Annotated in this window: 12 protein-coding genes and 1 pseudogene; 3 read left to right on the forward strand and 10 right to left on the reverse strand. The window is 58.9% G+C overall.

Features of this window, described 5'->3' with window-relative positions; all coding sequences use genetic code 11:
* Both ACKUUH_RS14690 and ACKUUH_RS14695 read left to right on the forward strand, forming a co-directional pair.
* Positions 1 to 1,177, forward strand: a 1,177-nt coding sequence (locus ACKUUH_RS14690) for a cytochrome P450 (RefSeq protein ID WP_407950660.1), incomplete at its 5' end; no start/stop codon positions are given.
* 88 nt (positions 1,178 to 1,265) lie between these two features.
* A complete protein-coding gene (locus ACKUUH_RS14695; RefSeq protein WP_407950662.1) occupies positions 1,266 to 1,733 on the forward strand; it encodes a MaoC family dehydratase in 468 nt (155 codons plus the stop codon).
* 105 nt (positions 1,734 to 1,838) lie between these two features.
* On the opposite strand, the gene ACKUUH_RS14700 is transcribed toward ACKUUH_RS14695, so the two are convergent.
* The 4 genes from ACKUUH_RS14700 to ACKUUH_RS14715 form a co-directional block, all read right to left on the reverse strand.
* Positions 1,839 to 2,591, reverse strand: a complete 753-nt coding sequence (locus ACKUUH_RS14700) for a glucose 1-dehydrogenase (RefSeq protein ID WP_407950663.1) — start codon at positions 2,589 to 2,591, stop codon at positions 1,839 to 1,841.
* Between the two features lie 59 nt (positions 2,592 to 2,650).
* Positions 2,651 to 4,261 carry an acyl-CoA synthetase gene (locus tag ACKUUH_RS14705; RefSeq protein ID WP_407950664.1) on the reverse strand — a complete coding sequence of 537 codons (1,611 nt, stop codon included), beginning with the start codon at positions 4,259 to 4,261 and terminating at the stop codon, positions 2,651 to 2,653.
* 152 nt (positions 4,262 to 4,413) lie between these two features.
* Positions 4,414 to 4,806, reverse strand: coding sequence for a Zn-ribbon domain-containing OB-fold protein (locus tag ACKUUH_RS14710; RefSeq protein ID WP_304734278.1), 393 nt, complete (start codon positions 4,804 to 4,806; stop codon positions 4,414 to 4,416).
* Positions 4,803 to 5,978 carry a thiolase domain-containing protein gene (locus ACKUUH_RS14715; RefSeq protein WP_293507217.1) on the reverse strand — a complete coding sequence of 392 codons (1,176 nt, stop codon included), beginning with the start codon at positions 5,976 to 5,978 and terminating at the stop codon, positions 4,803 to 4,805. The genes ACKUUH_RS14710 and ACKUUH_RS14715 overlap by 4 nt, the downstream gene beginning before the upstream one ends.
* Before the next feature lie 174 nt (positions 5,979 to 6,152).
* Here ACKUUH_RS14715 and ACKUUH_RS14720 point away from each other — a divergent pair.
* Positions 6,153 to 6,308, forward strand: a pseudogene (locus tag ACKUUH_RS14720) (pimeloyl-CoA dehydrogenase small subunit); the annotation flags it as partial.
* Between the two features lie 76 nt (positions 6,309 to 6,384).
* Here the strand turns inward: ACKUUH_RS14720 and ACKUUH_RS14725 are convergent.
* From ACKUUH_RS14725 to ACKUUH_RS14750, 6 genes are all read right to left on the reverse strand, one after another.
* On the reverse strand, positions 6,385 to 7,584 hold the full coding sequence (locus ACKUUH_RS14725) for an acyl-CoA dehydrogenase family protein (protein ID WP_407950665.1): 1,200 nt from the start codon (positions 7,582 to 7,584) through the stop codon (positions 6,385 to 6,387).
* Positions 7,585 to 7,677: 93 nt separating this feature from the next.
* Positions 7,678 to 8,877: an acyl-CoA dehydrogenase family protein gene (locus ACKUUH_RS14730; protein WP_407950666.1), complete on the reverse strand. Its 1,200-nt coding sequence runs from the start codon at positions 8,875 to 8,877 to the stop codon at positions 7,678 to 7,680.
* A 104-nt stretch (positions 8,878 to 8,981) separates the two neighbouring features.
* Positions 8,982 to 10,067: an acyl-CoA dehydrogenase family protein gene (locus ACKUUH_RS14735; protein WP_407950667.1), complete on the reverse strand. Its 1,086-nt coding sequence runs from the start codon at positions 10,065 to 10,067 to the stop codon at positions 8,982 to 8,984.
* A gap of 11 nt (positions 10,068 to 10,078) precedes the next feature.
* Positions 10,079 to 11,272, reverse strand: coding sequence for an acyl-CoA dehydrogenase family protein (locus ACKUUH_RS14740; protein ID WP_407950668.1), 1,194 nt, complete (start codon positions 11,270 to 11,272; stop codon positions 10,079 to 10,081).
* A gap of 44 nt (positions 11,273 to 11,316) precedes the next feature.
* Positions 11,317 to 11,733, reverse strand: a complete 417-nt coding sequence (locus ACKUUH_RS14745) for a Zn-ribbon domain-containing OB-fold protein (protein WP_407950669.1) — start codon at positions 11,731 to 11,733, stop codon at positions 11,317 to 11,319.
* A 2-nt stretch (positions 11,734 to 11,735) separates the two neighbouring features.
* Positions 11,736 to 11,988, reverse strand: a 253-nt coding sequence (locus ACKUUH_RS14750; protein ID WP_407950670.1) for a thiolase C-terminal domain-containing protein, incomplete at its 5' end; no start/stop codon positions are given.

The following is an 11,988-nucleotide window of genomic DNA, read 5'->3' on the forward strand; positions in this document are numbered from 1 at the left end:
ACTGTTCAGAACGAATACGATCTGGCCGTATTTCGAGCGGCTGCGCCACGAGGATCCGGTCCATTACTGCAAGAAGAGCGAATACGGCTCGTTCTGGTCAGTCACGAAATACAAAGACATCATGCATGTCGACACCAACCACGGCATCTATTCATCCGAAGCAACATTGGGCGGTGTTGCCTTGCGAGACCAGGAAGAAGGGTTTTTCCTGCCCATGTTCATCATGATGGACCCGCCGAAACACGACGCGCAGCGCAAGGTCGTAAGCCCCATTGTCGCACCCGGCAATCTGGCGAAACTTGAAAGCACGATCCGCGAGCGCGCCGGCAAGATTCTCGATTCGCTGCCGATCAATGAAACGTTTAACTGGGTGGACCGCGTGTCGATCGAGCTGACAACGCAGATGCTCGCTACTCTTTTCGATTTCCCTTGGGAAGAGCGCTCGAAACTCACCCGCTGGTCGGATGTAGCCACCGCCGGCACAGCCTTCGGTGACGAGGAGGCCGAGAAGGCCCGCAGGAATGAATTGCGCGATTGCGCCGCCTACTTCACCGAGTTGTGGAATCAGCGCGTCAACGCGGCCGAGCCAGGCAACGATCTCATCACCATGCTGGCCCAGGGCGAAGCGACGAAAAACATGGGGCCGATGGAGTATCTGGGGAATATTCTTCTCCTGATCGTCGGCGGCAACGATACGACCCGCAACTCGATCACCGGCGGCTTGCTGGCACTGAACCGGAACCCGGATCAATACAAGAAGCTGCGGGACAACCCGGCGCTCGTCGAATCCATGGTTCCCGAAATCATCCGTTGGCAGACACCCTTGTCACATATGCGTCGTACCGCGCTTCAGGATACAGAGCTTGGCGGCAAGCAGATCAAGAAGGGCGACAAAGTCGTCATGTGGTACGTCTCTGGCAACCGGGACGAAGAGGCAATCGAAAACGCCAACAGTTTCATCATCGACCGCAAGCGTCCCCGCCAGCACCTGTCCTTCGGCTTCGGTATCCATCGCTGTGTCGGTAACCGGCTGGCAGAAATGCAACTCCGCGTCGTCTGGGAAGAAATCCTGAAACGCTGGCCCGACAAGCCGATCGAAGTGATCGGCGAACCCGAGAGGGTTTTTTCAAATCTGATCAATGGCTACTCGAGCATGCCGGTCAGAATTCCAGGCTGAAGCAAAACATCGGAACGCATTTTCCGGCATCGGTCACGGGATTTCGCGGGTGGGACCGTGTCGCCGCCGCTACCTGCAAGGAGAGGGCATGCGAAAGATAGGCCTCGGCATGTGCTGGAACGACCTCACGGTCGGCGAGGAATTCCGCACCATCGGCCGGACGATCACCGAAACCGACCTGGTCAATTTCATCAACACGACGGGCATGGTGGAAGTGCTCTTCACCGATGTCGAATATCTCAAGGCCCACGGCCCCATGAACGGTCGCGTGGTGCCCGGCGCGCTGGTCTATTGCATGGCCGAAGGTTTACTCGTCCAGTCGATGATGCAGGAGACGGGCCTCGCCTTTCTGCACATGGAATTCAACGTCAAGGGACCTACCTTTGTCGGCGACACAATTCATGTAGAATGCGAAGTGCTTCAAGCGCGGGCGACATCCAAGGGGCGCGGACTGGTGCGCACCAGCAACCGGATCGTGACCCAACGGAACGAAACGGTGATCGAATATACGCCCTTGCGAATGATGGCTGGCCGGTCCGACGCCTCCCGAACATAAAATCCGGCGTCCGGCCCGTCAGCGCTCTTCGGGAAATCCCCTCCCCGTTTCAGCGACACCCCCCTCGACCTTCAGTGAATTCAGTCTCCATCGCTTCGCTATGCATCACATGGTCGTGTAGCCGCCGTCGACGACAACCTCGGAGCCGGTCATGTAGGACGACTCGTCGGATGCCAAAAACAGGACCGCATAGGAAACCTCGACGGGTTCGGCGGGACGACCAATAAGCGTGGCGCTCAGGACCTGTTTGGCGACATCCGCATCGCCGAGAAGATTCTTTGTCATATTCGTGCGAATGATTCCTGGGTGCACGGAATTCACGCGAATCTTGAAAGGCGCATAATCCACAGCCGTCGATTTCGTCAGCAAGCGAACGGCGCCCTTCGATGCCTGATACGCCGCCGTGGCGGGCGCACCGATCAGTCCGTAGATCGAGGAAATATTGACGATCGAGCCGCCACCGGCCGCCTTCATCGCGGGCAATATGTATTTTGTGCCATAGAATACGCTTTTAACATTGACGTCGAGAACACGTGCGAAGTCTTCATTCGAGGTATCCTGCACAGCAGAAAAAACGAGGATGCCGGCATTGTTCACGAGGATGTCGACGCGTCCGAAAGTGGACATAGCCTGCTGTGAAATCCGCTCCCAATCCGACACGCTCGACACATCGTGCCTGAAGAATCGTGCCTGCCCACCGTGATCGTTGATCTCCTCGACCACGGCGTTGCCGCCCTTCTCGTCCATGTCGGTCACGATCAGCGTTGCGCCTTCGCGCGCAAGCAGCAAGGCGTGGGAACGCCCCATGCCATTGGCGCCGCCCGTCACAAAGGCGATTTTCCCGTCTACCCGTCCCATGTAGTCCTCCCGTTGCGGATGCCGCGCGCCGTCTCCGGCGCCGTCACTCAAATCGTCGCCTAGGCAACCCCAAGCTCGCGTTTCGCGAAATCGGTAACGCCCTTGTAGTCGGCCTTGCCGTTCGGCGCGCGAAGAGGTGCGACGCCCACCAGAATGCGCTTGGGCGTTTTGTAGCCGGCGAGGTGCGAGCGGACGTGCTTGCGCAAGTCCTCTTCGTCAAACTTCGCGCCCTTCGCCAGCATAACGATGCCTGTGACGGCCTGACCCCATTTCTGATCGGGCACGCCGACGACAAGCGCATCCTCGACGGCGGGATGCGTCTTCAGAACTTCCTCGATCTCCTCCGGGTAGACCTTCTCGCCCGCCGTGTTGATGCAGACGCTGCCGCGTCCCAGCAATGTCAGGCTCCCGTCCTTTTCCACAACGCACCAATCGCCGGGAATGGAATAGCGGGCCCCGGCGATGGTCTTGAAGGTCTTGGCGGTCTTTTCCGGATCCTTGTAATAACCAACGGGAATCGGGCCCCCCATGGCGATGATGCCCGGCTTGCCGCTGCCGGGTTCGACCGGCTGATCGTTTTCATCGAACACGCGGCACCGGCCGCCGATCTGGAACTTGGCGGTCTTGACCTCGCCGGCGCTGGTCATGATCGAACTGCCGAAACCGAGCCCCTCCGAGGCGCCGAAGGAATCCATCAGAATGACATTCGGCAAATGTCTGAGCAGACCGCGCTTCACTTCCGTGCTCCACATAACGCCGGAAGAAACGATCGCGACGACGCTGGCCAGGTTGTATTTGCCGGGCGCCTCGTCGAGCGCCGCCAGCATCGGCCGGGCGAAAGCGTCACCGACGATCGCCAGAGAATTGACGCCACGGCGCGAAACCGCGGACCAGAGTTCATGCGCGTCGAGAGTGGGGCTCTCCAGCGTGACGATGCATCCGCCGCTCATCATATTACCGATAGCCGTAATGAAGCCGGTGCCGTGCATCAGCGGGCAGGCCGGCATCGACCTGGGGCCAGGACCGGAAGTCTTGATAAATTCGACCAGTTCGGGGAGCGTCTCCGGGATCGGACCCAATGCGCGAAGCGTGGTGAGCTGAGCCTCCCGCATGTCGTCGTGACGCCACATCACGCCTTTGGGCATGCCCGTCGTGCCGCCCGTATAGATGAACAGCAGATCGTCCGGCGAACGCTCGATGTCAAGCGGCGCGCCATCTCCGCCGGTGACGACCTTTTCGTAATTTTCCGCGAAGGGGGCAGCGGATCCGTCTTCGTTCACCTCGATGAAAGTGGCGACTTTCGTCAGCCGGTCTTTCAGTTCGACGATGATGTCCCGGAACTCGGAACCGTACACGACCGTTTGCGCGTCGGAGTCATTGAAGATGTAAAAAACTTCGTCCGCCTTGTAGCGGTAGTTGATGTTGACATGGACAAGACGGCTCTTGAAGCAGGCCGCCATGGTCTCGACATATTCGGGCCGGTTTCGCATGTAGAACGCGACCTTGTCGCCGGGCCTGGCACCGCGCGCGATCAGCGCGCGCCCGAGATTGTTGGATCTCCGAGTCGTTTCTCCCCATGTAATCACCCGATCGCCATGAATAAGGGCGGGCGCATCCGGCGGCAAAGCCGACGAGATACTGTCGAGAATATCACCGAAATTCCACGTCATATAATCCTCCCTGAAAAATCCACTCCTCGCGGGTCGGCCTTCTTGCAATCGAGCCGTTCCGTCCTTAACCGTCCCTGTCTCAACCGGCCCGTTGCCGAATGTTCCGGCGAGGGATCAAGCCCGCCGGAATGCCGGTCAACGAAAACGCCGCATCATGCGGACGTGAACACCGGCAGTGCGTATCCGTCACCGGCCTCGGAGAATTTGACCCTGACTTTCTGTCCGATCCGAATCCTGTCGATTTCGCAGTCGACGATATTCGTGAGCATCGTGACCCCTTCATCAAGCGTTACGTAGGCGATGACATAAGGCGGCTTGGCTTGCCGCGTAACCGAATAGCTGTAGATCACGCCATTGCCCGATGCCTCGACAAACGCCGTGTCATCAGAGAAGCAATGCGGGCAAATAGTCCGCGGATAGTGGTGCGCCTTGCCGCAGGCATTGCAGGTCCGGATCAGGAGCTGCCCCTTGGCAGCGCCTTCCCAGTAGGGCTTGCTCTCGGAATTGACTACAAGGTTAATCTTGCTTTTCTGGTCGGTGCTCATGCGTCTTCACTCCCGAGAATAACGGTTGCGCTGCCCATACGCGATCCCAGAAGCCCGCCGGTTCCATGCGCCAGCGCAATATCGCAATTGCGAACCTGAACCTTCGGATGAGCCTCACCGCGAACTTGGCGGACTGCTTCAAGAACCTTGGTCATGCCACCGCGATTGCCCGGGTGGTTGTTGCACAATCCTCCGCCATCCGTGTTGAAGGGCAACTTGCCGACGCCAGAAATCAAGTTGCCGTCCGAGACGAACTTCCCGCCCTCACCTTTTTTGCAAAAACCCAGATCTTCGAGCGTTTCCAGCACTGTAATGGTGAAGGAATCGTAGATAGAGGCGTATTTAATGTCGGTGGGCGTGACGCCGGCTTCAGCGAAAGCTTTGGGCCCACTCCAACACGCGCCGGAATAGGTCAGATCGACCTGGCCCGCCGCGAGATGCTTGGGCGCCTCGCCGGCGCCGAGAACCTTGACGCGGGTGCGCTTCAGCGACTTCGCCACTTCCGGGCTCACCATCACAATGCCGCCGCCACCGTCGGTGATGACGCAACAGTCGAGCCTGTGCAGCGGATCGGCAATCATCGGTGAATTGACAACATCCTCCACGGTCACAACGTCGCGGAGCCTGGCTTGTTCATTGTGCTGGGCGTGGTGGGATGCGGCGACCTTGATCCATGCGAGCTGCTCGCTGGTGGTGCCGTATTCGTACATATGCCGCATTGCACACATGGCGTACATATTTGTGACGTTGGGGCCATAAGGCATTTCGAACGGAAAGTCCGGCGCTTGCTGGTTGTAGTAACGGACGGGCTTGCCTTCTTTCGCATCGGCAACCGGCCGACCGGCCAGCGTGATCAGCGCCACATTGCAATGCCCCGCAGCGATGGCCTGCGCGGCGTGATTGACATGGACGATGTAGGAAGACCCGCCGGTCTCCGTGCTGTCCATATGACGCACATTATTGAGACCCATATATTCGATCATGTTGATCGGGCCCAACCCGGGCGCGTCGCCAGCGCAGAAATACGCGTCAACGTCGTCCTTTGAAAGACCTGCGTCCGCCAGCGCGCCCTTCGCGATCTCGGCGTGAAGTTGCGGCAGCGTCTTGTCCAGCGCCGCGCGGCATGGATGCTCGTAGATGCCGACTATGTAGGATTTTCCGTTGATACCCATCCCTATTCCCTTATCATGATTTCCCTATTGCTTAGCGCATTCGTGGGGGAAACGTCCAGCCCGTCCACGAAAGGCGGAAGCACTGACTACGGCCGATCGGAAAAACAGGTCGGATGGGCGAGGGAGAAACGGTTTGGGGACGGTAAAGATTGAAAACGCGGGCGGCGTCAGGACGGCCGCTTCGTTGGCCAGCAGGCCGTGCAGCTTCACGGGGGCATGGGCATGACTGACGAGCTCAATGTCGGTCACTACTTCAAGCGGCTGACGTTGATCGACACCCAGTTCGGCACCTTCGATCACCAGTTGAAGCGTTATTCGCAGGTGGCGTGAGTCCGAAGGATTGGGTGGACTGACAATAAAAAGGGCCGCATCCCGGATGCGGCCCTTCGCATGTCCGGATTGTCCGTCAAAGTCCCAGAACGGCCTTTGCGATGACATTGCGCTGGATTTCGTTCGAACCGCCATAAATCGAAGCGGCGCGACCGAAATTATAGGCGCTTGTCACGCTCACCGCATAGGCGGGTCCGACGGGCGCTTCATTGGCGATTCCAATCAAATGTTCCCTCTGGAATGGCATGGCGTAGAAGGCGGCGGCTTCGACGGCAAGCTCCGACAACGCTTGCTGAACTTCGGTCCCTACAATCTTCAAGGTCGAGGAAGAGGGGCCAGCGGGACGGCCCGCCACTTCCTCCGCAACGATCCTCAGATTGGTATATTCGAGACCCGTGAGCTTCACCTCGATTTCGCAGAGTCTCGTCATGAATGCCGGTTCGTCCGCCAGCGCCGCGCCATCGCCAAGCCTTTCCTGTCTCGCGATCTTTCGGAGTTGCGCGATCTTGCGCTTGGACTCGGGAACACCTGCAATGCCAGTGCGCTCGTTGATGAGCAAGAACTTGGCGTAGGTCCAGCCCTTGTTTTCATCGCCGATGCGGTTCGTCACCGGCACCTTGACATCAGTGAAAAAAACTTCGTTCAAGTGATGCAGGCCGTCGATGGAAATGATCGGTTTCACCTCGATGCCGGGCGTCTTCATGTCGATCAGAAGGAACGAGATGCCTTCCTGCTGTTTGGCGGTCTCATCCGTTCGCACGAGACAGAATATCCAATCGGCTTCATGGGCATAGGACGTCCAGATTTTCTGGCCGTTGACGATGTAATGGTCGCCCTGACGCACGGCCCTGGTTTTCAGCGAGGCGAGATCCGATCCGGCCCCCGGTTCCGAATAACCCTGGCACCACCAGACATCGCCGGTAAGAATACCCGCCAGATGCTGCTTTTTCTGTGCTTCGTTGCCGAAGGTGTAGATCACCGGTCCCACCATGGACAGACCGAATGGAGAAAGTCGCGGTGCGTTAGCGGCGGCCATCTCCTCGTTGAAAATATGCTTCTGCATCGGCGTCCATCCAGTGCCGCCATACTGCCTGGGCCAATTGACCGCTACCCAGCCTTTCTCGTGGAGATCTTTCTGCCAGCGCCTGAGCGAGCTGCGCTCACCAGCCGCGCCCACTGTGTCTCTCTCCGCGAGTTCCCTGGGCAATTTTTCCGAAATGAATCGGCGGACTTCCGCGCGGAAGGCTTCGTCCTCTTTCGTAAGCTCTATATCCATCTACTGACCTTTCGCGGCAACGATCCGGGTATTTGCATTTTTCATTATAATGAATTTATCCGAGCGGGCAAAAGACCGAATTGTCCGCCGCTTTCAAAGATTCAGAATCGCCTTGGCGATGACGTCGTGTTGAATCTCATTCGATCCACCATAGATGCTCGCGGCGCGGCCATAGCCGTAATCCGCCCACACGTTCTGCGTATGGGCGGGGCCTATATCCCGTGCGTTGACGCCGCCAGGCAGGGCTCCTTGCCCGAACGGTTCGATATAATAGCCGACGGCTTCGACAGCGAGTTCGCCCAAAGCCTGCTGAACCTCGCTTCCGACGATCTTCAGCAGGGACGATTGCGGTCCAACCGCCTTTCCCGCCGCCGCATCGGCGAGAATCCGCAGATTCATGTATTCGAGACTGGTGAGCTTGACTTCTATCTCCGCGAGTTTGCGCTGGAACGCGGGATCGTCCATCAACGCGCCCCCATCCGCGTTCCGCTCCGCTCGTGCCATCGCCTTGATATGCGCAGCCTTCTTCCTGGACTCGGGGACGCCACCGATACTCGTTCTTTCATGGACAAGCAGGTATTTGGCGTAGGTCCAGCCCTTGTTTTCCTCGCCTATGAGGTTTTGCACCGGCACCTTGACGTCGGTAAAAAACACTTCGTTGAGATGGTGCAGACCGGCGATCGAGATGATCGGACGCACTTCGATACCGGGTGTCCTCATGTCGATGAGCAGGAAGGAAATCCCTTCCTGCCGCTTGACGCTCTGCTCGGTGCGCACCAAACAGAAAATCCAGTCGGCCTCATGCGCATAGGACGTCCATATTTTCTGGCCGTTGACGACGTAATGATCGCCGTCGCGCACCGCCGTCGTTTTAAGCGAAGCGAGATCTGAACCGGCGCCCGGTTCGGAATAGCCCTGGCACCACCAGACGTCGCCCGAAAGTATGCCCTGCAAGTGGCGGCTCTTCTGTTCGGCGTTGCCGAAGGTGTAGATCACCGGGCCAACCATGGTCAGCCCGAAAGGCATCAAACGCGGTGCATTGGCTCTGGCGATTTCCTCGTTGAATATAAACCGCTGCGTCGCGTTCCATCCCGTGCCGCCATACTCCTCGGGCCAGGCGGGCGCGGCCCAGCCTTTTTCGTAAAGCGTCTTGTGCCAGCGCTTGACCACGCTTTTGTCGGTCATCACACCCAGAGTCGGCGAATCCGCACATTCCGGCGGAAGATTCGCCGCGATAAACCCGCGAACCTCGTCGCGAAATGCCTCATCCTCCGGTGTGAAGTCGATATTCATGCATATCTCCCCATTGCCGGGCCGGTGGAAATATTCCCGCGCCGTGTGTCGCGGCAACACTCATCGACATCTGGATCTATGCTTCCCAATATCCGGGTCGCGATCTAGGCAGCCCAGCCCTGCAAGCGCGCGGCTTCAAGACGAACCAACTCCGGCCCGCCCAGCAACTGCCGGTCGAGCCCAATCCGCTTGAACCAGTAATGCAGGCCCAGCAAATCGGTGAAGCCCATGCCGCCATGAACCTCGGTTGCGGTGCGCGCGACGAAGCGGCCCACTTCCGACAGGTGGCTCTTGGCATGACACGCCATGAGGCGCGCGTCGCGCGGCACTTCATCCAGCGCATGGGCCGCATACCACACCAGCGAACGCGATGGTTCGAGAGCGGCCGCCATCTCGGCGCAGAGGTGCTTCACGGCCTGAAACGACCCGATCACACGGCCGAACTGCTTGCGCTCTCCCGCATAAGCCACCGCCTTTTCGAGCATCATCTGACCCGCGCCGAGAGTGTCGGCTGCAAGCATGACCCTGCCGGCATCTATCATCCGCGCTACCGCGTCGGCGCTGGATCGTGGCAAGGGCTCGGCCGCAACCCGATCGAAGACAAGCTCGCCAACCGATCGGGTCTTGTCGATGGTGTTGAGCGCCCGCCGTGACAACCCCTTCGCATCGGGCAGAACGAGATGAAGTCCATGTTCGCTGTCGGCCACGATGTAGAAATCGGCCTCAGCCCAGTCGATCACGAAGAGGGACTTGCCCGTGAGCGTTCCATTCAGGGCTTTCACGCCCGCATCTTCGCGGATGCCGATTTTTTCCGTGACGGCCACGCCTGCGACAATCTCACCCGCAGCGATCTTCGGAAGCCACTTTTCCTGTTGAGCCTCGCTGCCGGCGAGCATCAGCGCGAGCGGCGCCATGACGGTGGTCCCGAGAAAGGGCAGAGGCGCCACATGCCGTCCGATCATCTCGTAAACGATCGCCGCATCGAGAAGCCCCAGACCCATGCCGCCAAAGTCTTCCGGGATCAGCATTCCGGGGATGCCCAGTTCGCTGGCGCCCGCCCACAGGGACCGCTGAACGGTATGCGTGTTTCCGGCGGCAAGGCGCACCTTGTCGAGCGGCGCATTCTGTTCGAGAAAACGGCGGACGCTGTCCTGCAACAGGCGCTGCTCTTCCGACAATGCAAATTCCATCGGATGAATTCCTATTTTGCCGGCTTCGGTTCGCGCGGCATACCGAGCCCACGTTCCGAAATAATGTTTTTCTGAATCTGCGCCGTGCCGCCGCCGATGATGAGCCCAAGCTGAAACATGTACCCCCACTGCCACGAGCCGTGACTGCGCAGATAGGGGCTGTCGTCGTAAAGAACGCCAAACTCTCCCATGACGTCGATCGCGAGCGCCGATATTTGATGGGTAAGTTCGCAGGATTGAAGCTTCACGATCAGACGCGCCAAGCCGGGGTCCTCACCCCTGCTCGCGCTGGTCAGCAGCCGGAGCCCATTGAACTTCATGGCGGCAAGTTCCGCCTGAAGCCTTACCAGGCGGTCCCGGAAAATCGGATTGTCGATGGCCCGCTGCCCGTCGACGGTCTCCTCGCGCATCAGATCGACAAGGGCCTGGAACCTTGTTTCCATGGCGGCCGGATCGCCCAGCATTCCGCGCTCGTATTTCAGCGTTGCGTTGGCGACGAGCCATCCCTGCCCGCGCTGGCCGACGATCTGCGTCTTCGGTACGCGCACATCCGTGAAGAAGACTTCATTGAATTCGGCATGGCCCGTCATGGTAGTGAGCGGACGGACTTCGATGCCCGGCGTCTTCATCGAGAAGATCAGATAAGAAATGCCTTCATGCTTGGGTTTATCGGGCTCCGTGCGTACCAGACAGAAAATCATGTCCGCCTCGTGCGCGGTGCTGGTCCATATCTTCTGGCCGTTGATGACGAAATCGTCGCCATCTTCAGTCGCCTTGGTCTGAAGGCTGGCGAGGTCCGAACCTGAACCCGGCTCGGAATATCCCTGGCACCAGACCACCTCGCCGCTAAGCGTCGGCTTCACCCATTTTTTCTTTTGCTCCTCGGTGCCAAGTTCCAGAAGCGTCGGCACCAGCATGGAGATACCCTGGTTCTGCAACGCAGAAGGTACACGAGCGCTGGAAAATTCCTCCGCGATGATACGCGATTCCAGAATGTCCGGCTTGGCGCCATAGCCGCCATAGTCTTTCGGAATCGTCCGCGCCGCATAGCCGTGCTGGATCAACAGTTGCTGCCAGGAACAGGCTTCGGGAGACGGACGCCCGGCGGCGCCAAGGCCCCTCGGCGCCTGATCCTTGTGTTTTGCCAGGAACGCCCTGACCTCGTCCCGGAAAGCCTCGTATTTGGGGCCGTATGCCAGATCCATTCCAGATCTCCGATGCGTCGATGGCGATTGGCTCTACTTTTATTTCAGGCAGGCTTGAAACACGGAAGCTTGAATCCGTCGCCGATGTCCTTGAAGACAAGGGTCACAGGCATGTCGAGTTTCACCGCCTCCGGGTCGCAGTCAAGCAAGCGCGTCGCCATGCGGACGCCTTCGTCCAATTCCACGACCGCAGCTATATAGGGCACGTCGCGGGCGAAAGCCGGATGAAAGGGCTGGTAGGTCACCGTCCAGGAAAAAATGCGGCCGCGCCCGCCGCTCGGCCTCCACTCGTAATTCGGCGAGCTACATTTTGCGCACATGTAACGCGGCAGGAACCGCCATGTATCGCAATAGCTGCATTGTTGAAAACGCAGGACGCCGTCCTGGCAAAGCTTCCAGAATTCCGCGTCGACCGGATCGACGGTCGCGGGCTGAGGATATTTCGGTTGCTGAATTTCCATTCTTACCTCCTCAAAATCGCGAGGCTGCCATCGCCCAGATCACCCCATCCGGTCACGAGTCCGATTTCAGCATCCGGAATTTGCCGCTTGCCCGCATCTCCGCGCAATTGGCGTGTCGCCTCAAGTACATGATTGAGGCCCCACACATGCGCCTCGCTCAAAAGACCGCCATGCGTATTGAGCGGAAAATTGCCGCCGAGTTCGATCTGTCCATCCTTGACGAAATCGAGTGCGCCGCCCGGCTCGAAATAGCCC

The organism is Parvibaculum sp. (genome assembly GCF_045863935.1).
Lineage (GTDB): Bacteria > Pseudomonadota > Alphaproteobacteria > Parvibaculales > Parvibaculaceae > Parvibaculum.